This window comes from Streptomyces sp. NBC_00299 (genome assembly GCF_036173045.1).
GTDB classification, from domain to species: Bacteria; Actinomycetota; Actinomycetes; order Streptomycetales; family Streptomycetaceae; genus Streptomyces; species Streptomyces machairae.
In genome coordinates this window covers 2,985,462-3,009,401 of record NZ_CP108039.1, presented here as the reverse complement: position 1 = coordinate 3,009,401, position 23,940 = coordinate 2,985,462, and the positions used below count along the sequence as shown (strand labels likewise).

The 23,940-nt window shown below is 67.4% G+C and carries 18 protein-coding genes; 6 read left to right on the top strand and 12 right to left on the bottom strand.

Annotated features, from left to right (window positions below; genetic code table 11):
- Nucleotides 1–23 precede the first annotated feature (23 nt).
- From OHT51_RS13060 to OHT51_RS13050, 3 genes are read left to right on the top strand one after another with little or no spacing between them, the layout of a single operon-like run.
- The gene (locus OHT51_RS13060) at nt 24–2,810 is read left to right on the top strand and encodes a Z1 domain-containing protein (protein WP_328879090.1); all 2,787 of its coding nucleotides are present in this window, start codon (nt 24–26) and stop codon (nt 2,808–2,810) included.
- Nucleotides 2,807–3,814, top strand: a complete 1,008-nt coding sequence (locus OHT51_RS13055; RefSeq protein ID WP_328879089.1) for a PD-(D/E)XK motif protein — start codon at nt 2,807–2,809, stop codon at nt 3,812–3,814. Before OHT51_RS13060 ends, OHT51_RS13055 begins: the two co-directional genes overlap by 4 nt.
- Nucleotides 3,807–5,825, top strand: a complete 2,019-nt coding sequence (locus OHT51_RS13050; RefSeq protein WP_328879088.1) for an AIPR family protein — start codon at nt 3,807–3,809, stop codon at nt 5,823–5,825. Before OHT51_RS13055 ends, OHT51_RS13050 begins: the two co-directional genes overlap by 8 nt.
- 31 nt (nt 5,826–5,856) lie before the next feature.
- On the opposite strand, the gene OHT51_RS13045 is transcribed toward OHT51_RS13050, so the two are convergent.
- Nucleotides 5,857–6,045 carry an AbrB/MazE/SpoVT family DNA-binding domain-containing protein gene (locus OHT51_RS13045; protein ID WP_328879087.1) on the bottom strand — a complete coding sequence of 63 codons (189 nt, stop codon included), beginning with the start codon at nt 6,043–6,045 and terminating at the stop codon, nt 5,857–5,859.
- A gap of 64 nt (nt 6,046–6,109) precedes the next feature.
- Between OHT51_RS13045 and OHT51_RS13040 the strand changes: the two genes are divergently transcribed.
- Complete coding sequence (locus tag OHT51_RS13040; protein WP_328879086.1) at nt 6,110–6,631, top strand: very short patch repair endonuclease; 522 nt, start codon at nt 6,110–6,112, stop codon at nt 6,629–6,631.
- Here the strand turns inward: OHT51_RS13040 and OHT51_RS13035 are convergent.
- From OHT51_RS13035 to OHT51_RS12985, 11 genes are all read right to left on the bottom strand, one after another.
- On the bottom strand, nt 6,559–8,535 hold the full coding sequence (locus OHT51_RS13035; RefSeq protein ID WP_328879085.1) for a DNA cytosine methyltransferase: 1,977 nt from the start codon (nt 8,533–8,535) through the stop codon (nt 6,559–6,561). The two genes, OHT51_RS13040 and OHT51_RS13035, sit on opposite strands and share 73 nt — an antisense overlap.
- Before the next feature lie 372 nt (nt 8,536–8,907).
- Complete coding sequence (locus OHT51_RS13030) at nt 8,908–10,311, bottom strand: DUF6177 family protein (protein WP_328879084.1); 1,404 nt, start codon at nt 10,309–10,311, stop codon at nt 8,908–8,910.
- On the bottom strand, nt 10,308–14,288 hold the full coding sequence (gene eccCb / locus OHT51_RS13025; protein ID WP_328879083.1) for a type VII secretion protein EccCb: 3,981 nt from the start codon (nt 14,286–14,288) through the stop codon (nt 10,308–10,310). Before eccCb ends, OHT51_RS13030 begins: the two co-directional genes overlap by 4 nt.
- Nucleotides 14,285–15,421, bottom strand: a complete 1,137-nt coding sequence (locus OHT51_RS13020; RefSeq protein WP_328879082.1) for a hypothetical protein — start codon at nt 15,419–15,421, stop codon at nt 14,285–14,287. Before OHT51_RS13020 ends, eccCb begins: the two co-directional genes overlap by 4 nt.
- A gap of 10 nt (nt 15,422–15,431) precedes the next feature.
- Nucleotides 15,432–16,796: a type VII secretion integral membrane protein EccD gene (gene eccD / locus OHT51_RS13015; protein ID WP_328879081.1), complete on the bottom strand. Its 1,365-nt coding sequence runs from the start codon at nt 16,794–16,796 to the stop codon at nt 15,432–15,434.
- A gap of 31 nt (nt 16,797–16,827) precedes the next feature.
- Complete coding sequence (locus OHT51_RS13010) at nt 16,828–17,118, bottom strand: hypothetical protein (RefSeq protein WP_328879080.1); 291 nt, start codon at nt 17,116–17,118, stop codon at nt 16,828–16,830.
- 110 nt (nt 17,119–17,228) lie between these two features.
- A complete protein-coding gene (locus OHT51_RS13005) occupies nt 17,229–18,089 on the bottom strand; it encodes an immunity 49 family protein (RefSeq protein WP_328879079.1) in 861 nt (286 codons plus the stop codon).
- A complete protein-coding gene (locus OHT51_RS13000) occupies nt 18,064–20,538 on the bottom strand; it encodes a hypothetical protein (protein ID WP_328879078.1) in 2,475 nt (824 codons plus the stop codon). The genes OHT51_RS13005 and OHT51_RS13000 overlap by 26 nt, the downstream gene beginning before the upstream one ends.
- Entirely contained in the window at nt 20,535–20,927 is a 393-nt protein-coding gene (locus OHT51_RS12995) for a DUF6507 family protein (protein WP_328879077.1), read from the bottom strand. The genes OHT51_RS13000 and OHT51_RS12995 overlap by 4 nt, the downstream gene beginning before the upstream one ends.
- Before the next feature lie 52 nt (nt 20,928–20,979).
- Nucleotides 20,980–21,291, bottom strand: coding sequence for a pore-forming ESAT-6 family protein (locus tag OHT51_RS12990; protein WP_328879076.1), 312 nt, complete (start codon nt 21,289–21,291; stop codon nt 20,980–20,982).
- Between the two features lie 72 nt (nt 21,292–21,363).
- Nucleotides 21,364–21,696, bottom strand: a complete 333-nt coding sequence (locus tag OHT51_RS12985) for a hypothetical protein (protein WP_328879075.1) — start codon at nt 21,694–21,696, stop codon at nt 21,364–21,366.
- Between the two features lie 560 nt (nt 21,697–22,256).
- Here OHT51_RS12985 and OHT51_RS12980 point away from each other — a divergent pair.
- Together OHT51_RS12980 and OHT51_RS12975 are read left to right on the top strand one after the other, a co-directional pair.
- Nucleotides 22,257–23,663, top strand: coding sequence for a hypothetical protein (locus OHT51_RS12980; RefSeq protein WP_328879074.1), 1,407 nt, complete (start codon nt 22,257–22,259; stop codon nt 23,661–23,663).
- Nucleotides 23,660–23,857, top strand: coding sequence for a hypothetical protein (locus OHT51_RS12975; RefSeq protein WP_328879073.1), 198 nt, complete (start codon nt 23,660–23,662; stop codon nt 23,855–23,857). Before OHT51_RS12980 ends, OHT51_RS12975 begins: the two co-directional genes overlap by 4 nt.
- Nucleotides 23,858–23,940: the final 83 nt, after the last annotated feature.

Sequence of the window (23,940 nt, the reverse complement as noted above, 5' to 3'; positions counted from 1 at the left end):
CGACCCGGCCACAGGAGGTCGCTGTGAGCACCCCCGAAGACACTCTCGAGAAAGCCGAGCAGACAGCGGTGCTGCTCCTGCCTGGCGACCGGCAGGCAACGCCGGCCGAGGTCGACTTCGCCGTGAACACCGCGGTCAGCATCCTCGCTGCCCAGGGGATCACTGTGGAGCGGGACCAGGTGCGGAAGGTGCTCGAGGCCCGGGCCTCCGTGTTCCAGGCTGATTCCTCCGCGATGAAGAACGACGAGGGCCACGTGCCCTGGCTCGCCGACGCGAAGGCCGACCGGAAGTGGGACTTCTGGGACCGTTACCGGCGTTACCTCCTGAGTGTCTCCAAGCTCCCGACGCAGGTCGTGCGCCGACTCGACCAGAGCACCGACGACGTTCTCGGTGAGCTGGAAGACCCTCAGCGGGAAGGTGCCTGGCGCCGGACCGGGCTCGTGATCGGACAGGTCCAGTCCGGCAAGACAGGGCAGTTCATCGGGCTCGCCGCGAAGGCAGCCGACGCAGGCTACCGGCTCATCGTGGTGTTCGCCGGGATCCACAACGACCTGCGCAGCCAGACCCAGCTCCGTATCGACGAGGGGCTCCTTGGGTTCGACACCCAGTACCAGTTCCGCTCGGACGACGACGCGCATCGTCATATCGGTGTCGGCGCGATGTCGCACGACAAGCGCCTGAAGGCCGCGTCGCTCACCACCAGTCACGAGAAGGGGGACTTCGCCCGTAAGACGGCGGTCTCCGCGAACGTGCCGGTGGGCAGCGTTCCGGTGGTCCTCGTGGTCAAGAAGAACCGGCGGATCATCGACAACCTGCGGGACTGGGTGATCGACAACCACGGCGTGGAGGACCCGGAGACCGGCCGGATGGTCGTTCCCGACCTCCCCTTGTTCGTGATCGACGACGAAGCTGACAACGCCGGGGTGAACACCTCCAAGGACCCCGACACCAACCCGTCGGCGATCAACAAGGCCATCAGGCGGTTGGTCAACAGCTTCACGAAGGCGTCCTACGTCGGCTACACAGCGACCCCCTTCGCGAACATCTACATCAGCCCCGACACTGACCACGACGAGCTGGGCCCCGATCTCTTCCCGGAGAGTTTCATCCGCACCCTGCGGGCGCCGTCAAACTACCTCGGTCCCGAGCGTGTCTTCGGTCTGCAGACCGACGGCGACGAGGAGGACATCGAGCCGCTGCCACTCATAAGGCAGATCAAGGACACAGACCTCTGGGTGCCGGACAAGCACAAGTCCCACCACCGGGTTCCCGACTTCCTGCCGGAGTCGCTGCAGCGCGCCATCCGGTCCTTCGTTCTGACCTGCGCGGCACGTCGAGCTCGAGGGCAGGTCGCCGTGCACAACTCCATGCTGGTGCATGTGACCCGCTTCACGGCCGTGCAGCAGCAGGTCCGCGACCAGATCGACGCCCACGTGCGTCTCCTCTTCGATGTTCTCCAAGACCGGTTCAGCAGTGCCCGCGAAGAACTCGAGGAAGAGCTGCGGGAGCTCTGGGATGAGGACTTCGTCCCGTGCACCGAGGACATGACCGGGGACAGGCTCGACTGGGAGGACGTCGAACCGCATCTCCACGCCGCCCTCGGGAAGATCACCGTCATGGCTGTCAACGGTGCGGCGAAGGACGCTCTCCAGTACTACGAGCGCCGGGAGACCGGCCTGTCGGTCATCGCCGTAGGCGGCGAGAAGCTCTCCCGCGGTCTGACCCTCGAAGGGCTGTCGGTCAGCTACTACCTGCGTGCCTCCAAGACGTACGACACCCTGCTGCAGATGGGTCGCTGGTTCGGCTACCGTCCCCGCTACGAAGACCTGTGCCGCCTGTACACGACACGTACGCTGCAGCGCCAGTACGCGGAGATCACTGCGGCCACCGACGAACTCCGGCGCGACGTCGAGGAGATGGCCGCGGTGGGACTCACCCCCCGCGAGTACGGTCTCAAGGTCAGAACCTCGTCGCTCGGCCTCGGCATCACGGCCTCCAACAAGATGAGGCAGGGCACGCGCGTCCGCCTCAGCTATTCCGGCGAGCTTCCCGAGACGACCATCTTCGACCTCTCCGAGAAGGCGGTTCGCAACAACTACGAACTCCTCGAGTCGTTCGTAGCGCGCCTCGACGCGCTCTCCGCGGGGGAGGCGGACGAGCGGAGCGGAAGCATCACTTGGAGCGGCATCGCAGCCTCGGACATCACCGAGGGTTTCCTCGACTCCTACCTCACCGACCGGCAGGCCCAACGGGTGCGGCCGGCCTTCATCGCAGAGTACGTACGCCAGTGCGCCAAGCAGGGCGAGCTGGGCAACTGGACAATCCGCCTCGCCAGCCGATTGCCCGAGGGAGCGCCGGACGAGATCGCGGGTCATTCCATCGGCCTCATCACGCGCAGCCACTCCAAGTCCTCGGAGGTCGTCCCCGGCCGCTACACGATCAAGCGCGTCCTCAGCCCTGCCGACGAGCTCTGCGATCTGACCCCGGAACAGTACGAGCGTGCGCTAAAGGCCACGCAGGAAGCCGCGAAGGGCCAGCTCAACAGGAAGGGCGAACCGCTCGATCCCGACACCCCCCGTGGTCGGCCTCTGCGTCACCAGCGCCGCCCTGACCAGCCGTTGCTTCTGCTGTATCCCCTCAGCCCTGCCGAGGTGGCCAAGTCGTCGGGGAACCCCGAGCCGGTCGCTCCGCTGGTCGGGTTCGCCATCAGCTTCCCGTTCTCCCGCCATCAGTTGAAGACCGAGTACGTGGTGAACGACATCTGGTTCAAGCAGGACATGGAGTTCGACGACTTCGAGGACGAAGAGTGATCGACGAGAGTGTGTGGCAGGAGCTGGAGGCCCACCAGCAGACCCCGGGCAGGTCCACCCGGCGGCTCCACCCCGACTCCCCGCACGACATCCAGGTGTCGGTGACGCACCCTGCCCTCCGGCGGATGCTGCTGCTCGGCACCGACGCCAGGACCGCCGACACCGTACGTCAGGAGATCCACGAACTGCCGGCCACCCGTGGCCTGCAGCTGAACCTGTCGTCGGTGTCCGGTAACCACTACGAGCTCCAGGTCATGCTCACTGACGACGAACTCACGGAGGTCTTCACCCCGCTCGTCTCCGACATCGCAGAGGTGGTGCGGGACGCACCGACAACCGAGACGGCGGCGGAGGCCGCGGTTCGCCGCTACGTCCGGTGGCAGCAGCTGCTGCGCTCTGTGTCGCGCGACGGACTGTCCCGACAGGCCCGGTGCGGCCTCTTCGGCGAACTCCACTTCCTCCTCGAGTACGTGTTGCCGACTTTCGACCAGCTCACCGCCGTCAGCTCTTGGACCGGACCGAGGCAGACGAACCAGGACTTCCAGCTGCCCGGTGCTGCGGTCGAGGTGAAGGCGACCACGGCCCGCTCCCCCCGGACGGTCCAGATCGCGAGCGAGCGGCAGCTGGACACGGCCGACTCGACGCCCCTCGCACTGGCCCACCTCGTCCTCGACGACCGGCAGCGGGGGCTCGGCAGGAGTCTGAACGTCTTGGTGGACGAGATACGGGCCCGTCTCACCTCACCGTCCGCCTCCCAGCGCTTCGAGAGCCTACTGGTCCAGGCCGGCTACCTGCCGAACCAGCGGGACCTCTACGACCACGATCGCTACACCCTGCGGCGCGGCGAGTTCTGGACGGTCGGGCAGGGTTTCCCCCGCATCGTCGAGGCCGAATTGCCGCCCGGGGTGGGTAACTGCACCTACACCATCGACGTGTCGGCCCTGGCCCCCCACAGCGTGACCGCCGAAGCACTGGTCGACCTGATCCGAGGAACCCATGGCTGAGCACGACCTCCACGAGTACTCCCGCGCGCTGGTGACCGACATCCAGGCGCTGGCGGACGCCGAGGGCGGCTCGATCCCGAACACGTTCACCCAGCACGTACTCGAGATCCTCGAGGAAGCCGGTGTCGTCACCGACGCGGCACTCGCGTACCACTCCTCCCGGGGGCTGGAGATCTACGGCTACGGCCTGCCCGAGGACGGGTCCAGCCTCGACCTCTACACCACCGACTTCAACCTGACCCCGTTGAGCAGCAAGCTGACCAAGGCCGAGTCCGACAGGCTCTTCCGCAGACTGTTCGCCTTCCTGGGCAAGCACGGGGCCATCCGCCCCAACCAGGAGGACAACACCGACGTGCACGACATGTGCGTCGGTGTGGAGAAGGCGCTGTCGAACGTTCCGAAGATCCGCCTCTTCCTCCTCAGTAACCGGGTCAGCACGACGAGCGCCCCGGAGCCCACGGAGTTCCAGGGGATCCCCGTCACCTACGAGCTCTGGGATCTCGCGCGGCTCCACAGGCACGAGACCTCCGGGAGCATCGGCGAGCCCATCAAGGTGACCTTCGAGCGTCCCCTTCCCTGCCTGGCGGCGCACAGCGACGAGCCGAACTACTCGGTCGTCCTGGCCGTCATCCCCGGCCGACAGCTTGCCGAACTGTACAAGGAGCACCGGACCCGGCTGCTCGAACTCAACGTCCGGTCCTTCCTCCAGACCCGCGGTGCGGTGAACAAGGGCATCCGCGACACCCTGCTGAACGCCCCGGGCCGGTTCCTCGCCTACAACAACGGTGTGACCGCCACCGCCTCGGACGTGGACTTCGAGACGGACGAGGCTGGCAGTCCCGTTGCCATCAGGAGCATGACCGGCCTCCAGATCGTCAACGGCGGCCAGACCACCGCCTCGCTGCACCACGTCCTGACCCGTGACAAGCGGGACCTAGACGGGGTCCACGTGCAGATGAAGCTCACCATCGTCGATCCCGCGTACCTTTCCGAGATCGTTCCGAGAATCTCCCAGTACTCCAACACCCAGAACAAGGTGACGTTGGTCGACTTCAGCTCGAACCACGAGTTCCACGTCGCCTTCGAGCGTGTCTCCCGCAGCCTGTGGGCTCCCGCCACCGACGGCAGCGGTCAGGAGACGCGATGGTTCTACGAGCGGGCACGGGGCCAGTACACCGACAAGTCCGCCGAATACGAGACCCGCGCCGCCCAGCGCAAGTTCAAGCTGATCACGCCGACGCGGCAGAGATTCAGCAAGTCCGACCTGGCCACCTTCGTGCACTCCTGGGAACAGCTCCCTTACTGGGTGAGCCGCGGCGCCCAGAAGAACTTCGCCCACTTCATGGAGCGGATCGAGAAGTCCGACCCCGTCGTGGACGTGCAGTACTGCAAGCGCGCCATCGCCACCGCCCTCCTCTTCCAGGCCGCCGACCGCATTGCCCGTATGCACTCGGCCGGCAGCCACAAACGGCTGATCACGACCTACACGGTCGCCCGGCTCTCACTCGCCGCTGAGAAGCGGATCGACCTCGACAGGATCTGGAACGAGCAGGGCACCACGGACGCTCTGAGGGACGCCCTCGACGAGCTCACTCCTCTGATCATGGAGACGGTGATCTCCGGCGACCGGCACGTGTCGGAGTGGGCGAAGAAGCCCGACTGCTGGGACGAGGTGTCCCGCATCCCGTGGACGCTCCCCGACGCACTGGCCGCCGAGCTCACAGCCGAGCCGTTCGAGATCGCCTCCCCCGAGAGCACCGAGTCCGACGAGGCCGAAGCCGCTGTCGAGGACATCCCCAGCGAGGAGTGGCGGGCTCTCGCGGACTGGGCCCGCGAAGGACGGGTCCTGCGCTCCGTCGACAGACAGCTGGCCGACCGTGTCGCGCAGCGTCTGTCACAGGGGCGACGAGTCACCGGGGCCCAGGCCAGGCAGGCGATGGAGGTCTACGAAGAGGCCCTGCGGCATGGATTCCACCCCGTGCCGGTCAGCCTGGACCACGAGACGGCGTGAGGGCGGCAGGCCCGGAGAACCGGGTCTGCCGCTACAGGGTTCCCTCGCCCAGCAGGTCGTTGATCGCGTCTTCTGCACGCCTCAGCACGATGCGCCCGTCCCCGTCACTGAATACCAGCAACCTGGTGCCCGGGCTGATGCCTGCTTCGGCGAGGATCCCGAGCGGGATCTCCACACGGCCTGCCTCGTCGACGTCGAGTTCTGCGGGTTCTCGGATCATCTGGGTCAGTCTGCCACCCGGAGCACGCCCACGGCGTGGCCGCCCGAGGTGAAAGCATGGCCTCGTGAGCACAAACGAAGGATGGGTGAGCACGCCCTGGAGTGCACAGCTCCAAGGCCGCCGTATACGGGACACCGAACCGGAAAAGACCCTCAGGAGCGCCGTTCACGCCCTCGGGCTCCGCTTTCGGCTGCACCGTAAGGTCGCTCCTCGCTGCACGGCCGACTTCGTACTGCCCCGGCACTCCGTCGCGGTCTTCGTCGACGGCTGCTTCTGGCACGGCTGCCCCTCCCACGGCACACGGCACTTCCGCGGGCCGAACGCCTCGCGCTGGGAGGCCAAGATCACGGCCAATATGGAGAGGGACGCCAGGAACACCCAAGCGGCAACAGACACCGGATGGACCGTGGTGCGTGTCTGGGAGTGTGAGGTCAAGGCTGACGCCGGGCGGGCCGCCCAGCGCATCGCCGACGCCGCACACCACGGCGTCCCTGTTCCAACTGGGGAGCCCTGTCAGCCTGCGGTCAGCGCAACATCGAAGGTGGCTTCGGCTCCCTCATCCTCCTGCGGACGGGTCGGACAGTAGTCGCTCAGCGGGCAGCTTCCACATACAGGCTGCTTCTCCCGACACAGGTTCTCGCCGATGAACCTGATGGCGGCCATGCGCACGGGTGCATCACGGCCAGCGCCGAGAAGCTTGATGAGGTTGAGTCGCCCCTCGGTCAGTCGGTTGGTCAGGTGCGACTCGTTCTGCTGCACCCTCGCAGCCACCCGCAACGCACTCTGGCTGACCAGCATTATGTCGCCGCCAGCCAGCAGCCTGAACAACGCGAGCTCAGCCGGCTTGAGCCCCATCACCTTGCTGTGATCAAGAACAGAATCCGCGTTCACCCAGACCTCGGGGCGGTCGACGACCGGACCGAGTCGGTCTTCCAACCGCTTGCGGAGTGCTGCTGTCGACGCCGCGTTCAGGAGCGCGAGGTAGACGTCCCGTGTCAGCTCCTTGTGGCCAGCGACATCGTCCATCACGTTGGCGAGTTGCTTCGGGTGCAGCTTGCTTCCCGAGAGCACCGCCATGACGAGGGCCCCGAGCGGCTTCATCTTCCGGCCATTGGGGAACTGGTACCACTGCTTACCCGCGCGCTGCTCCTTGGCCCAGCGGGTCAGCTCCTCACGTACCTTCGGCCACTTGTCCGCGGCCTCGCTCTCCGCGGGAACATCCTGCGGCAGGAGAACCCGGGCCGCGGCTTCACCCAACAACGGGGGAACCGCGTTGCCGATCTGCCGGAAGGCGTCGCTCCGCGTACCTGCGAACCGAAAGCGGTCCGGGAAGGTCTGGATCCTCGCAGCTTCACGTACGGTCAGCGTACGCGGCTCTTCAGGATGGATATACCAGTAACCGTCCTTGGCGATGTGCGCAGTGATGGTGCGGCTCAACTCGTTCCAGTCCAGCTTCTTGTACTTGTCGGTGAACTGCTCCGCGTCGTACCTCTGGAATTCCTTCTCGTCGTCTTCCAGCTTCTCGTCAAGCTCGGAGTAGAGGGTTTTGGAATCCATGACCGTGAAGATCCTGAAGTCGTCCTTACGGACCCGCCGCGTCATGTGGTCATGAATTACACCCTTATCCGCCCTTTTGCGCATCTCCTTGGCGAAGGAGGAGAGTTTCGGCTCCTGTTGCTCGTCATAGTCGCCAACTCGGGTGCCTACTGGTTCCAAAGGCTGCGGATTGAGTGCAGGAAGGTCGCCGATGGCGTCCCGAAGGGTGGTCTGTTTCGTCGGCTTACCCCACGGGAAGCCGCCACCGTCTCTCCGTGCGAGCAGGATCAGACGCTTCCTGTGCTGCGGCACGCGGTAGTTCCACGCGTCGACGAGGCGTACCTGGGTCACGTACCCGAGACTTTCCAGCTTTGCCTCGATGATGCGGATCACGCTGAAATCATCGCCGAGCCCCATGTCAGGGACGTTCTCCATGAGGACGGCGCGTGGAAGCAGCCGCTCCACCACGTCGACATAGGCCCGCCAGAGTTCCTTTCGGAGATCGTGCGGGTCACGATTGTGGTACTCGACCAAGTGCCGGATCTTGCTGCGTCCAGCCCGACTGAACGGCTGACAGGGGGGACCTCCCGCCACGAGGTCGATCTCGGCGCCGGAGTCAAGGATTCGCTGGACGAATTCGCCTCGCTGGTCGTCGTCCCCGAGATCGACACAGAGGCTCATTCCCGGGAAGTTTGCTGCATGTGTCTCGCGAGCCCGTTCGTCGAAGTCCACGGCCGCAGCGGTGGTCCACCCAGCCCGCTGAAGGCCCAGGCTCAGTCCGCCAGCGCCCGAGAAGAGGTCAACAGCTAGGCGTTTATCTTTTCCGTAACCGGACTGAACCCACTTCCTGAAGTCATCCGGCTCGCAGTGGTGCCTGTGCTTATCCAGTTTGAGGCAGTCGCTCCGCTCCAGGGGCACGCCATACGTGCTTTTTGCCCCCTTCTCCTTCGCCACGACCTACTCCTCCGTACCTGTCGACCTGAACGACCTCCAGGAGATCACGCACGACGCTGCGGAGGCAAGGCTTCCGACCGGTCCCCGCCGTCGTACAGCCTCGACTGTCACGCGGGTGACCTGCCTGGTGAACACTGCGGTTCACTCACCGTGCCTCATCGCTAACTTGAAGCAGTGTTCTCCTATGAGCCACCCCATGTTAGAGGACAGCCCTTGGGCCACACCTCGCGACCGCCCCGTTCCGCCCCACGAACGCCACCTGCTCAACGAATTCCCGAGCTAGAAGACACGTTCGATCACAGGACTGTGCCTCTCTCGTTCAGCCGCCACCATCAGGATGATCCCACTCATCAGCTCAGGGGAGGGGCCTGGTCATGCCTGCTGTTTCAGCTTCTGAGTGAGTTGCTGGAAAGCGGACCAGGCCTGGGGGTCGGTTCCATCGCCCAAGGGGTAATGGAGGGCCGGTTCGGCCTGGGAGCCGAGCTGAGTGGGTGCGGGGCCGAAGGACGGGTGCTCGGCGCGGAGCGTACTGGTGCGCCTGGCCTCCTTGTGGCCGAGCGTGAAGGTGACGGGGATCGGCGGGGGTTCGAGCCGTGCGGGGACGGTGAGGTCGTGGCGGGCGGCACGGAGGGCGGTGAGCATGGTGACGAGACCGTGCTCGGCGTTGAGCTCGGCGGCGAGAGCGTCGATGATTTGCAGGGGCGGTGTTTCGGTCTCGCGGTAGCCGAGGGCGAGGGTGATGTCCTCTTCGACGCCTGCCGTCGTCCGGAGTACGCGCATGGTGGCGAGAGCGGGCTGGTCGGGATGCCCGACGGCGATCAGCCAGCAGGGGTGGGGCGCACGGGCACGTGCCAGGTCGGTCAACTGGCGAGTGGACCAAGGGAGATTGATCGGCTCGGCGGTGCTCCAGCCTGCTGGCGGGGCACCGGTCAGGTGCCGGAAGGCGGCCTCCAAGGCGCCACCGAGGACGAGGTCCGCGTCTGCGGGGTATCGGGTGCGCAGGGTGAGAAGAAGCTGGCGTTCACCGGTCTTGGCGGGCGCCTTGAACGCCTCGGCCACGGAAGTGGTGCCGTCCTCATCGCGTACGGGGGTGAAGGTGCCGTTCTTCCAATGGAGTACGGCGCCGGATAGGCCGTCGTAGTAGCCGTGCTCGGGATCCTGGACGACCCAGCGGTTGGGCAGGCCGTGCAGGGCGGTGCGGGTGGGCAGGGTGAGGCGTGCCGTCGGCGGGGTGACGATCTGCAGGGCGCGGTCGGTGGCGGTCGTGGTGCGCAGGGCGTCGGAGAGCCAGCTGGTCATGGCGACTAGGGGGCGCTCCTGCATGACCACGGCTGTCGAGTCGGTGAGGACGTCCACGGCGGGGGTGGAGGTGGCGGGCACCGGGATCGCCGAGACGTCGGTGGTGACGGGGACAACGTCCGTGGTGGCGGCTTCCGGGGGCCAGACCGTGCCGCCGAGGACGGTGGCCAGGCGCCCGGCGAAGGAGCCGGCGAGGCGTCCGGCCTCGGCGACGGCGGTGGAGGCGCGGGCCTCGGTCCACCACACCGGGCCTTCCTCGACGGGGTGCCCCAGCAGGCGGGTGGTCTCGCCGGGGACTTGGACGAGGATGGGGGCTTCCACGGAGACGAGGGGGCGTCCGTCGGGGGCGCAGAGCTGGACGACGGCGCCGTCGGCCGTGGTTTGTACGCCGAGGTCGGGGCCGCCGGCGTAGAGGCCCGCTAGGAGCGTGGGCAGGTCCGGCATTTTCGGGGTGAGGGCGATGACGTCCTTCGTCACTCTTCGTCGGCCTCTTCCGCGGTCAGGGCGGTCTGGATCAGCTGGTGGGGGCGGCCTCGACGGACGAGGGTGCCGCGGCCGGGCGGCTGTTGGGAGGCGTACAGGCCGGGGAAGAGCTGGCCCTCGGTGCGCTCGCCGGTCATGACGAGCGCGGTGGTGCCGGTTTCGCGCAGGGCGGTCAGCAGAGGCTCGTACAGGGCGCGGGAAGCGCCTGCTGTGCGGCGGGCGAGGACGAAGTGCAGGCCGATGTCCTGGGCGGAGGAGATGTAGGGAAGGAAGGGGGTCAGCGGTTGCTGGCCGGCGGCGGTGAGGATGTCGTAGTCGTCGACGAGGATGACGATCCGGGGTCCGGTGAAGGTGGGTTCGGTGGTCAGTGGCGCGTCGGGGTCGGCCGTCTCGGGCAGGCGTTTTTCCAGTTCGGTAGCGATGCCGGCGGAGAGGGCGGCAGCGAGTTTGGCGTTGTGAGCGTAGCCGCCGCGGTACGGCTCGGGGATCGCGCCGCGCAGACCGCGACGCGGGTCGAAGATGCCGAAGACGAGTTCCTTGTCCCCGTACCGCTCGACGAGCTGGGTGGCGATCAGCTTGAGCAGGTTGGTCTTGCCGCACTCGTTGTCGCCGAGGATCAGCAGGTGCTGGTCGGTACCGAACAGGTCGAGCAGGGCCGGGGCGAGGGCGTCCTGGTCGACGCCGAGGGGGATCTTCGTCGGTTCGGCCGCCGGTGAGGGCAGCTTGGCGCTCGGCAGGCGGGTGGGCAGGACCCGTACGGGTGGGGCGAGTTCGCCGTGCCAGGAGGCGCGGATGGTGCGGGCGGTGCGTTCCAGGGACGGGCCCAGGTCGCCGGTGGAGGGCCGGTTGTCGATACGGGGCAGGGCGACCTGCGTGAACAGCTTGCCGTCGGTCAGGGCGCGGCCGGGGTTGTCGGGGGACAGGGTCTCGGAGAGCTTGCGGTCGATGGTGGAGTCGGCCGGGTCGTTCAGGCGTAGCTCGATGCGGGTGCCGAACATGGACTGGGTGGCGATGCGGACGTCGTTCCAGCGCAGCATGCCGGCGACGACGTGGATGCCGTAGCCGCTGCCGCGTTTGAGGAGGTCGGCCACCGCGTCGTCGAGGTCGGCGAACTCGTCGCGCAGGGTGCCGAATCCGTCGATGAGCAGCACGATGTCGGTGGCGCCCAGCTCAGGGAGTCGGCCGTTGGCCCGTAGGTGGCGGAGCTGGTCGATGGAGTCGATGCCGTGCTCGCGGAACAGTTCCTCGCGCTGGGTGAGCATGGTGCGCACCTCGGCGACGGTGCGGGCGGCGCGTTCGTGATCGGCGCGGCCTGCGATGCCGCCGACGTGTGGTAGGTCGGCCAGGGCGGACAGGCCGCCGCCGACGAGGTCGAGGCCGTAGATGGCGATGTCGTACGGGGTGTGGGTGAGGGCCAGTGACAGGGTGAGGGTGCGCAGCAGGGTGGTCTTGCCGGACTGCGGGCCGCCGATGATGGCCACGTGTCCGCCGGCGAGGGTCAGGTCCAGCAGCCAGGGTCGCTGCCACTGGCGGGCCGGGTCGTCGAGGATGCCGAGCGGGATGCGGACTGCTCCGTCGCTGTGGGCGAGGCGCAGACCGTCCGTGCCGGCCTGGAGGGGGCCCGCGGCGGCGTCGAGGGTGGTGGCGTCGGGCAGCGGGGGCAGCCAGATGCGGCGTACCGGTGGGGCGGCGGTGGCGAGTTGGCCGACCATGACGGACAGGACGGTCGGTCCGGTCTCGCGCTTGGTGGCGGCGGGCTCCTCCGTGGCCACGGCCTGTTGCGGTGTGTTGTACGTCGGATAGGGCTGGGCGAGTGGCTCGTCGTCGCGCTCCTTGTGCAGGGTCGGGCCGTTGTAGGCACCTGAGGTGTACCCGGCCTTGAAGCGTTCGTAGGTGGAGGTGTCGACCTTGAGGTAGCCGAAGCCGGGCAGTGGGGGCAGGTGGAAGGCGTCGGTGGTGTCCAGGACGGTGCGGGACTCGTCGGCGGAGAAGGTGCGCAGGCCGAGCCGGTAGGAGAGGTAGGTGTCCAGGCCCTTGAGTTTGCCGCCCTCGATGCGCTGGCTGGAGAGCAGCAGGTGGACGCCGATGGAGCGGCCGATGCGGCCGATGGACAGAAACAGGTCGATGAAGTCCGGCTTGGCGGTGATGAGTTCGCCGAACTCGTCGATCACGACGAACAGGTGGGGGAGGGGCTCCAGGTCGGGGCGCTCGATGGCGCGCAGCACCGTGTACTGGCCGATATCGGCGACGTTCCCGGCGTCCTTCAGCACCTGCTGGCGGCGTTTGACCTCTCCGGCGAGGCTGGAGTGGACGCGTTCCACGAGGCCGGCCTGGTTCTCCAGGTTGGTGATCACCCCGGCGACGTGGGGGAGTTCGGCGAACGGGGCGAAGGTGGCGCCGCCCTTGTAGTCGACCAGGACTAGGGCCAGGTCCTCCGGGGAGTGGGTGACCGCGAGGGCGAGGACCAGGGTGCGCAGCAGCTCGCTCTTGCCAGAGCCAGTGGCGCCCACGCACAGCCCGTGCGGACCCATGCCCAGCTGGGAGGACTCCTTAAGATCGAGCAGTACCGGCTCGTGGCGGTCGGTCAGGCCGATGGGAACCCTCAGGAAGTCCCGCTCACCGCGCGGCGCCCACAGCGTCTGGAGGTCCAGCTCGGCCGGGTCGTCGATGCCCAGCAGAGCCGGGAAGTCCACCGGCCCGGAGACCGGCGTGCCCTCGTCCACCGATTCGGCCGACAGACGCAGCGGCGCCAGCATGCGGGAGATGCCCTCGGCACCAGGGGTGGTCACCGCGTCGGACGTGCCGTGTGCGGCAGGGGTGTCGGGCGTACGCAGGTCCTCCACGGCGACCCGGTCACCGTCGACGGTGATACGCACACTGACCTGGTCGGGCTCGTGCACCTGATGCTGAAGCAGATGCAGCACGGTGACACCCATGTCGGGCAGACCGATCGCCGAGTCCGGGCGGGGAAGCTCGGCCGAGGTGTCACCGTAGGTGTCGCTGACCATGAGCATGCGCGAGGTCAGTCGCAGCGCGTCCCTGCCGGACAGGCCTCGGCGTACCTCGGCCGCGTACGCGGCACGCCGTCGCAGATCGGGCGCGCACAGGCGGGCCAGCTCGGCCAGGTCGGGGGCGATCCGGCGGGCGGCGACGGGACCGTCGTAGACCTGGGTGTCGAGGACGTGAGGCAGCCACTTGGCCCACGCCCACTCGGACTCCTCGGCCGTGGCGAGGGCGAGTGCCACGTCGTCCGGCGCATGGGTGACCGCCGTCTGGAGTACCAAGGCACGGGCGACGCGGAGCACTCCCTCCCGGTCGCCGACGATGCTGACGTTGCCGGCCCGGTCGAGCGGCACGGTGAGTGGGAAGTCCGTGGTCGTGCCGAAGCGGTTCTGCAATGCGCGGGCCTCGTTCAGCATGAACGGATCTGGCGGGGTCAGCACCCCGCCGGCGCTGTTCTGCCCGACCGCCAGTTCCTGAGCCGGTACGTCACCCGTGCCCGCCCGCACCCGCAGGAAGTCGGCGTCCTGGCGACGGCGCTCCCACAGCCGCGCCGGGTCGCGTACGAGGTCGTACAGCGCCTCGGGCGGCGGGTTGAGCAGCCGGGACTGCTGCCGCCGCTCCCGCTCGGCTGTGCCCAACTCCTCGCGCAACTCCTCCAGATACTCCAGGTACCGCTCCCGCTGGGTGCGCCGCGTGCGCTGCGCCTTGCCCCGTTGGGACAGGAACAGTGCCACCGCGCCGAGCAGGGCGACGACCAGCACGATCGCGCCGATCGCGGCGAACTGGCTGTTGCGGACGACGGTCATCAGCACCACAGAGCTGAGGACACCGGCCATGGGCAGCAGCGCCGTGGCCGCACTACCGATCTTGCCCTCGGGCAGGTTCGGAGGCGCCTCGATGGTGCGTGGTTCTGCAGGGGCGAGCGGGCGGGTGGACCGCGCGGGCCGGTGGACGATCTGCTGGGTCACCGGACACGCACCGCCCGCTGCATCACCTCGGCCGCCAGACGGACGGCCGCGTCGCGGGTTGCCTGGCCCAGCATGGCGGTGTGGATGGGGCCTCCTTGGGCGAGATGACGGTCGTAGGGCAGCGGGATCACAGGCACGCCGGGCTCGCGCAGGTGCGCGACGGCCGCCTTCACATCCAGCGTGGTGTCGGGCGAGGCGGCGCTGAGGGCGACGACGGTGGTGTTCAGGGCGGAGTGCGGCAACTGCCCGAGCCAGTCGAGGACCTGTCGGGTGCCGTGCACGCCCTCCGCGGTCATCGGCGCGACCACTACTCGTGCGTGGGCGGTGTCCATCGCGGCGCGCGCCACCTCACCGGGCAGTGTTTCGCAGTCCACCACCGTCACTGCGAAATAGCGCCGCAGGGCCATCGTCACCGTCATGTAGGTGCGCAGGTCCAGCGGGGCGCCGACCCGGCCCTGGCCCGCGGGCAGCAGCCAGCCGCCGTCGGCCACTGGCACCAGGTAGCCGGTGACGTCAGTCAGGCGCATAGAGGGAGTGAGGATCCGGGCCAGGTCCGCGCAGCACCAGCGCACCGTGTCCGCGCCCAGCCGCACCGGGAGAGTGCCGAGCGCCGCGTCGGCCTCCAGGGCGAGCACCGGGTCGTGCCGGTAGTGGTTGAAGGTACGGCCCAGCAGCGCGGACACCGTCGACTTGCCGACGCCGCCCCGGATCGAGGTCACCGCGATCACCCGGCCAGTCGTTACCGGCTGCTGCAACTCCTGGGCAAACCGGGTCTGTTCGGCGACCTCCTGCCCGGCGGAGGCGGTGAGTTGTCTCAGGGAGCGCCCGGCGCGACGTGCGACCGAGTCGCCGTGCTGGGGTCGGCCGAGGGCAATGGCGAGACGGGGATCGACCGTGGGGAGGGATTGCGAGGTCGGGGCAGGGCCCTGCGGGGCGTGGGTCTGGCGAGGGACGGGAGGAGCAGCGGGGGACGGCTCGGGAACCGCTGCCGGCGCCGTTTCCGGCTGCGCGGGGGAGCCCGGGACCGCTTCGGGCTCGGCGGGAGAGGACTGGATCGGTGCCTCCTCAGAGGAACCGCCGGCCAGCTCCCGCAACAGATCGTGCTGCCAGTCTCCTCCCCCGGTCATGCCCATCTCCGTGTCCTCACGCGAAGGTGCCGAGCAGCCGCCCGTACACCCCGAACACGCCGATGACCAGTGGAAGCATGGCAATCACGGCCGCCGACTCAAGGGCGTCGCCGATGCGCCGCAGCCGCACCCTCACATGCTCGGCGGGCTCCACGCTCAGCACCACGAGGGGCACGACCGCGAGCAGGGCCAGCACGGCGACCGGCCCGCCTGCGCCGGTGTCCTTCAGCCACAGCACAGCGAGCCGAACCGCGACAACGCTCGCAGCTACGAGCAGCACCACGACCTCGGCGGTAAGCGGAAACGCACGCGCCCGCAGCCCGAGCGCCACCATGATCATGACACCGAGCAGCACCGTCCACACCGATACCGATCGCAGCACCATGACTCCGGCCACGGCCGCTGAGGCGGCCAGCACGACGGTCGCGATCACCAGCCCGCGATGAGTGGCCGCCAGCGCGGTGGCCACCTGGTACCGGCTCACCGAGGCGCCACTCGTGCGCCGGTCATCCAGCCCGGTCAGACCCGACGCCATCAGCGCCAGCCGCGGCAGCACGCCCAGGACGACGATGGAGAATGCCGCCAACAACGCGCCGGCCCGGGCCTGCCCGGCCGCCGACCCCGCCCCGTCCTGAAGCCCGATGGCCACTTCCCACGGCACGAGACACCCGCCGACCGCCACGGCCCCGAACAGCGCCCCGCGCCCCAACGGCGTGAACCATCCGGCGAGCAACAGCGCAGTTGCCACGGACACAGCGAGACACGCGAGCCGCTGCGGACCAGACCAGCCATACGTGTCAGCACAGGTCCAGACGCCGAGAAGGCCAAGGGCGCCAGCAGTGACGATCAAAGTGGTGGCGAGGCCCTGCAGCCGCACACGTCCGCACAGCACCCCGGCGAGCGCAGCCACACCTGCGACGGCGAGCAACCCAGCGCCGACCGCCGCCAGATCGAACTCTCCGCGGGCCAGCACGCCTGCGGCCACTGCCCAGAACACGGTTACGGCCCCGGCGACGACCCTGCGCACCGCAGGACGCCATCGCCACGCCCGTACGTCGAGATCGTCGGCGACCTCGTCGCTCACGTCGTGCACGACAGGAGCCGACGGCGCGTCCTGCATGCGGACCAGCCGCAACACGGCCCCGTCCGGCACAGCGGCCGACGCCAACGAAGAGTCGGGCTCCAGTGCGGAGCCGTCAGCAGTGACCAGATGCCGCGGCTCGGGCCGCGCGCCCACGCGGTCGTCCAGCAACCGCATGATCTCCGGTAGGAGAACCCCGATCGGCTCCAGCGAGGGCAGTACGAGGTCGACCCGGCGCTGCTCGCCGACCAGGGTGACCCGGCTGAGCGCCGTACGCTGGCCGGCCGCTGAACGGCTCAAAGTCCCCGTGGGTATCACGCGTTCGAACCTATCACCGGGTAGAAGAGGCCAATGAGGGCGAAGACGGTGGTGGGGTGGAGGGCTGGGACGGTACTGACGCCCCGTACGGGCTCTTCCCGATGACCCGATGAGACACGAAAGACCACCCCACACACCCGGCACACACCACGGCTGCGATTACCACCCCGGCGAAGACCTTCCCGACCCGCTCGTCCAGCGATCGCCGCTGCCGCTGCGCACCAAACAGCAGGGCGTCGCGAAGACGACGCCGACGGACGGACACCGACTCAAGGAGCTGGTTGTCGTAGTCATGGGCAGTCACGGTCGCATGTCACCTCTCCGCTGTCACACAGTTCAGGTGGGGGCCTCGCCCCGTCTCCCCATGACCCGATCGATGTTCCGGAGCCGACGCCAGCGTAGCGACGGTTGATCTCAGGTCTCGAACTCCCCTACCCAGGAACGGTGCAGCAAGGCGCGGGGGAGGTAGTCGGACTCGACGTCAATGGGGAACCCTGAGTCATAGGCGAGGCAGGCCATGGCCAACGGCCCGAGGGCAACGAACCCTTCGGGGCTGTCAGCCCGTTGCGCATTGGCGGTCCAGTACTGCCGGTGGTGTTCAAGAGCTTCCACGAGGGCTTCGTTGAACCCGTCGTGATCCTGGCGAAGGAAGCGGTGGAACAGGTTGATCGGCTGATAGAGGACCTTCTCCAGGAGTTCCCGGTCCGTGTTCCTGGCGACATCGGGGTAAGAGGAGTCGATGGTGGCGACCAGCTTGTCGACGAGCCCCGGAGCCTCTTGCCAGTAGGTCTGCAGGGAGTCAACCCAGTGGTAGACGTACTCGTCGTACTCGGCCCCCGAGGCTCGCAGGAGGCTGATAGGGACCCGACTCAGCTGGTCCATGCGGCTGGACTCACGGCAGACCGCGGCCAGCCAGAACGCGTTGATCCAGTTGCCCGCGTCCGCGTAGTACTGCGGGCCCACAGCGGGGATTACGCGCATCTTGTCGGCGATGCGGCAATCGACTGTCCCCTCGCTGATGGCCGCAGCACTGAAGAGAGCACTTCCGACCTGCATGGCGGAGACGAAAGCCTCCCAGGACTGAAGTCGACTCGCAGTTGCGTCCGTGGCGCACAAGGATCGTGCGAACGTCAGGGACGAGTTGAAAGTCCGATTGAAGCCATTCGGTGAGTTTTCAAGCTTGTCGATGGAGCGAATGAGGCTGTTGTGCAGGATTTCCAGCGCTTCCGGCGATGAGGCGGTGGGAATTTCATGGCGCGGCAGTTGTGTCGGCACCAGTCGCCCCCTTCGGTAGGCTGATATTGAACTTCTTCATGACGTAGCCGGCGTAAGTGTGGCCGTCCGGCCTGCCCTTGACGAGTACGTATTCTACCTTCCCCTCGTCCAGAGCGTCGGCTAGGTCAGAATACACCTGCGCTTCCTGCGGGTTGGTGCGGCCCCGCTCTTCCATTTTCTTGAGGATGTCCTCGAAGTACTCTCTGGTTCCTTGGCTTACTTTTTTGCCGGTTTCGAGCGTGCGATGCCCGAGCCTGGTAGTGATATTGCTCTTGGCTTCGACTACTACGAATCTTCCGTCGTTGAGGCGCCACACCTGATCGAATCGGTCGGCGTGGGTGGGTGTATCGGCGAGATCCACCCAATGGGCCCCTTGGTAATTGTCCGGAATCGCCTGCAGTTCGGCGACGCGCTCGCCGAATGCTTCGCTTTCCTTGCCCATGCTTTCGTGAAGGGGTGCATGGTCTGCCATGACCTGGCGGAGGAGCTCCTTGTTCTCGGGTGTTGGATCCTTTGCGTATGCCTTCTCGGCGGCCTCGACCTTGGGGTGGAACGCTTGGTCAGCATCAATCGCCGTGCGCCTGCTGTGAGCGTGTTTATCGAGCGATTCGAGGTTCTCGGGCGTGGCGTCTGCCCTGCGTCTCTCGACGGTCTCACCCAAGTGATACTTCGGAGGCTCGGCCTGCTTCTCTATCTTCGGGAGCCACTTCCCAGGATGGTCAGGATCCGGCTTGAGTTTCGTGAGGCGATCGCCGTATTCGTCGACGCCATCTTCGCGGAGGCGTCGGCCATCGGATCCGTAGTGTGCGTTGAGCCACTTCTTGTCAGGCTGGTTCGCCTTCTCGACTTGGCGTCGCACGTGCTCGGGCCAATCCGCCTTGTCGCCGTGGGGACTGGCGCCGCCATTTCCACTGGAGCCAGTGTTGCTGTGTTCACCGCCGCCTGCGGATCGTGAGCCCCCGCCGCCACCAGTGCCCGCGCGGCCTGTGCTGCTGGGCGCGCCTTCTGTCCGGCCGTGGGAGTCGTTCACGTCTCTGTGGCTGGCCGATGCCTCATGGCTGTCGCGGGGCGAGAGGTCGTCCCCTGCGTGGGCGGTGACGTGCGGGGTGCGTGAGGTGGCACTGGCCCCGGCGAGCTCCCGCTCCCGCGACGGTACGGTCCCCTCGGTAAGGGAGCGCTCCTGCTTCGGTGCCTCGCCGACGAGGTCGCCGTGTTTGTCGTAGGCGATGAACTTGCCGTCCTCGATGACGAGTCTGGAACCGTCGGAGAGTTCTAGGACGCTGTGCGGGGCGGACAGGTCGGGGATGTCGTCCACGCCCCGCAGGCTCGCCGCGACCTCGGCGATTTTCGGCACGGCATGGCCCGTCACCTTCACCGCCGCGTTGATCGGGTCGATCGCGTCGCCGACCTTGGCGACCGTGGTGGCGACTTTCGCGGCGGTGCCGGCTTTGCCCGCGGCGGCGACCTTGAGCGGGCCGGCGCCCAGGGTGAGGCCGTTGAAGACGACGGTGGCCGCGGCGCGGGCCGGGTTTTCCTTCCACATGTCCCAGGCGACGAAGGACTTGCCGAACTCCTTGGCGTACGTCTTGCTGTCCTGGGCGAAGTCGGTCGCGAAGACACCGGTCGGTTTCTGGCCGCCGGACTCCATGAGATAGGTCTCGGCCCCGACGATCGCCCGCACCACGCCTTCCCATGCCTGGCCCGCTTTGTCTGAGCCGTGGACGCCGACCAGGGTCGCGAGGCCGTCGACGGCGCCCCAGATGTTGTCGACGATCAGCCCGTCCCAGAAGAAACTCTTGGCGTAGTAGCCGAGGTCGTCCGGGTCCCACCAGTCGTGGGACTGGGTAACCGGGGTGCCCCAGGGGAGTTCCTTGGCCTGATCGAGTACCTCGGCGCTGTAGCCGTAGAGTTCCGCGCCGAGCGGCATGAACTGCTTGGCGCCGGTGTTCATGACGTACTGGGTGCCGCCCACCAGTGCCGTGATCTTGTTGTTGCAGGCGATCTCCGCTGCCGTGAAAGCCGCCTGCGCGACGCTCACGTCGTGCATCAGCGCTTGGTGCTGCTCGACCTTGTCTGCGTCATCGGTCCAGTTCTCGTCGAACTCTCCGCTGGGCGTCTTGAGTCCAGCCACGAACGCGGTCGCCTTGCTCTGCAGGCGCTCCAAGCGCTTGATGATCGGCGCGACTTCGGCCGCGTACGTCGACAGGGCGTCGGCCACCGTGGCGACCTTGTCCGCGAAGGCGTCCGCGCCATCACGTGCCGGCGCGGTGGACGCGAACAGCTTCTCCGCATCCGGCGCCTCGTAGAAGGCCGACAGCCCCTGGAACTGGCGGTGGGCCTCCGCGCCGGCCTGGCGGATGCCGTCCGCCTCGACCCGCAGGGCGTCGGTGTGCTGCTCCAACTGGCCGAGATTGCCGGTGAACAGCGGAATGGATTCCGGCTGGATCACAGACGGCCTGCCTTCCAGCCGGCTGGCATGTCAGGCATGACCAGCCCGGACGCCCGCCGCTGCACCTCGGCCGCCATCTGCAGGTCGCCGTCCCGGTACGCGACGGTGGCCTCCACTGCGCCGTTGACTGTCTTGCCGACGCGTGTGCCGATGAACTTCAGCTCGTCGGCCGTGCCCTCGATGAACTCCGCAATGGCGGCGGCCACCAGCCCGGTCTGCCCCTTGTGCTCCCCGCTTGCCCCACCCGGCGCGAGCGTCCCGGCCGCCGTGGCCGCGCCCTCCAAGTCCTTCGCGTACGCCTGGACGATGTCGTCCAGGACCTTCATGACCTCTCCGACATTCGAGACCACACTTCCGACCCCGGACGGAGATACGTCCCACCTCGGCATGCGTCAGCCCCCGCTTCTCTCTCCCTGTTCCCGCACCGCTGCGCGCAAGGTGTCAGCCGATGTTGTCGACGGCCGCCTTCGCCTTGGCCAGGGTCGACTGCGCGGTCCCATCGTTCTGCTCCATCGTCGTGCGCACGAGCCGGATGATCTCGCGGACCTCGCCGGCGGCGCGGTGCCAGCGCATCTCCTTGCCGTGGTACTCGTCGGCGACGCCGTCCGCGGCAAAGTCGGCCATCGCGGCCTTCACCGCACGCTCACGGTCGGTCAGCACGCGCTCCAACTGGCCGATGATGCCCTGCAGGCTGATCTGCACTTCGCTGGAGGCACCGGTGTCGTACGAACGGCGGTCCTGGTTCTGAGGCATCGTCAAGTTCCCCCTTAAAGACGGTGACGGTGAAGGTGATGTCTGCGGACGAGCGCGTGCGTGCTTGCGTGGTTACCGCGCGCCGAAGCGAGCCGCGTCGAAGTTGGCGGCACCCATGTTCTGATGGGCGTTGTCCTCCAACTCGACGTCACCGGTACCGAACGCGGTATCCATGCCGGACTGACCACCCAGGATCGCGCTTAGCGAGCTGTTGAGTGCATCCGTGATCTCGTCGGCATGAATCTTGAAGGTGTCGAAGGCCGCCTTGCCAGCCCCGTTGAACTTCCCCTCCAACGGCTCCGCCGCCTGGATCAACTGCTGGATCAGCGTGCCCAGGTCCTCACTGGAACCGACGGTGCTCTTCCCAAGATCCGACAGGGTCGCCGACCCCATGTCGAACTTCATCAACCCACCCCCGTAAGCGTGTTACATACCGGCGCTGCGTGATCACCTGCAGCGTACTCATGCGTCATGAATGACTTACAGCCCGTCGAACATCCTCTCGCACCTCACGTTGCAGACGCAATGTGAAACAGGCCGAACTGGCCTGATCCAGGGGAGTGAGCAGCAGCACCGTCCCAGGACAGCCGGGCTTGCCCAACGACCCGCTGTGCGTGCGCTGATGGAGGTCAAGCGGGCCTGTGTTGGTCGTCCGAGCATGTCGCGGGGAGGCTGCGCGGCCAGTTCCCCGATGGTGCGTATCTCGCGCGAGGTGGTCCGCTCGGTCGTCGAGGACCAGGCGAGCGGATCGGTACACGCGGATGCCGTCACCTGACATTCAAGTACAGCCGGGCGAGGCGAAGGCGTTGATCAGCATCGCCGCCGCGTTGCTGACGGTGGTCGCGCGACCTGTCTAACCGGACGGTAAGTGATGTACATCACTTCGCCTGGTGTCAGAATCTTTGTCGCTTGAGACCGGCGCCATTGCCTTTAGGCAGAGAGTTGTCAAAAGGCAAGGAGCACAGATGTCCCTCACCGCTTCCTCTGACGCCGCCCCGGCGGGGGGCGAGGCTGCGGAGCCCAGTCCGCAGAATGCCTCCGCGCTGGAGGGCAGCACCAGCAAGGCACTGGTGCTCGTCACGGATGAGCCAGCCAAGTCGGCCGTAGTTGACGCGGCCGAGGTGATCGCCTCCCTGCGGCAGGTGCACTCGACAGCTGCCGAAGCGGTGGAAGCCGCGACAGCGATCTGCCGACCATACGCAGATATCGCGGCACAGCTCGCTCAGACGATGGACTCCGTACGGGCCGTGGCCACTGCTCCCGCAGCAGTCGTCGCGACGGCATCTCGGGTGTCTGAGATCGCGGCGCAGCTCAGTTCCACCGTCGTTCTGCCGCAGCCAGCCATCGTCCATGCCGTAAAGTCCGCGACCATTCTCACCGGCACGGTCACCTCCGTCGCGAGCCTTGCCGGTCAGATGAGGTTCCCGGCCATCGACACCCGCACTGTCGCGGTCCAGCGCGGCCTTGCGGATCTCGCCGCTTCGGTGCTCCAGCCGCCACTCATTCCGCGGGCCGTCCTGGAAACACTCGTTCCTGTCGCGCACACCGAGCATCTGCTCGCGCAGTACGCCCGCAGCATCAGCCAGCCCCTCCTGGACGCCCAGGCAAGGATCGCGGCGGCCCCATGGATGAAGCTGGATATTGCGCCCCTGATCAGTTCCGTCCAGGAGACCGTGGCCGCCTTCGGCATCACCAGTCGTCTCAGTGCGGTGGTTCGGGCGAGCCTCGCGGACTGGGAGGCTCCCTTTCTGATGCGCGACGCCCTGAAGTGGGCGGCTGTCATCCTCGACGAAGCCAGGGGCTACCGCCTGGTGCGCTGGGCGAAGAGAGCGCTGACTGCGTACGCCACGGGTGACTCCCTGCCGCTGCGTACGTTTATCAGGAACGAGCTGAAGCTGACCGACCGGCTGGACGAACGCTGCCAAGCCCTGGCGCTAGCGATCCTGGAGGGGCTGATCGATGCCGCAGACCCATCTGACCCGGCTGCTCTGCACAAGGCCATGCGCTCATACGCCAGCACGGGCGTAGGTCTGGAACGAGACCGCACCCTCCGAGGCCAACGCATCCAGTATCTGGGCGACTTCATCCCCCAGGACCTGGCACCCGGCCCGGAAACGGCCGTGCTGAACAGGGTCGTGGCATGGCCGGATCAGTTCGACAACCCGCACGTCCGCTACGCCACGAGGCAGCTGAAGCCGAACGAGCGCGATGTCTCCCGAGTTTGGGCGGAGGATTCGACCATCACCTGGCTGGAGGCCCCGCTACTGATCGGAGCGCAACCTGAGGACGGTATCCGGGTGCGACGCAAGCTGCGCCGGCTCGGCAACGAAGTCCTGCGCCGCAAAACCCTCGAGATGGGGGAGGGACAGTGAGCATCGGCGAACGAGGCGAACCGCAGGCGCTGCTGAGCGTGCGCGCCGCCGTGGTCCTGGTGGTAGGCGTTCTGGCCAGTGTCGGGGCGGCGGTCCTGACGGGGCTGTCGGGGAGCCCGTGGCCGACAGCCGTGCTCGCCGGAGGCGGCGCGTTCGCCGGCGGTGTCCTGTTCGCCCAATCGGTCATCGGCTGAGCCTGTCCGGCGGCGAGCTCTCCCACCGCACAATAGTTCGATCGTGCCGTGTCGATGCGGTGCCGTCGGGATGAGGCGGGCCC

What these genes read in the sequence shown, in the direction of transcription:
- OHT51_RS13050 (WP_328879088.1), top strand. Translation starts at nt 3,807, where the DNA reads ATGGCTGAGCACGACCTCCACGAGTACTCCCGCGCGCTGGTGACCGAC.
- OHT51_RS13045 (WP_328879087.1), bottom strand. Translation starts at nt 6,045, where the DNA reads ATGATCCGAGAACCCGCAGAACTCGACGTCGACGAGGCAGGCCGTGTG.
- OHT51_RS13020 (WP_328879082.1), bottom strand. Translation starts at nt 15,421, where the DNA reads ATGGGCATGACCGGGGGAGGAGACTGGCAGCACGATCTGTTGCGGGAG.
- OHT51_RS12995 (WP_328879077.1), bottom strand. Translation starts at nt 20,927, where the DNA reads ATGCCGAGGTGGGACGTATCTCCGTCCGGGGTCGGAAGTGTGGTCTCG.
- OHT51_RS12990 (WP_328879076.1), bottom strand. Translation starts at nt 21,291, where the DNA reads ATGCCTCAGAACCAGGACCGCCGTTCGTACGACACCGGTGCCTCCAGC.
- OHT51_RS12985 (WP_328879075.1), bottom strand. Translation starts at nt 21,696, where the DNA reads ATGAAGTTCGACATGGGGTCGGCGACCCTGTCGGATCTTGGGAAGAGC.
- OHT51_RS12980 (WP_328879074.1), top strand. Translation starts at nt 22,257, where the DNA reads ATGTCCCTCACCGCTTCCTCTGACGCCGCCCCGGCGGGGGGCGAGGCT.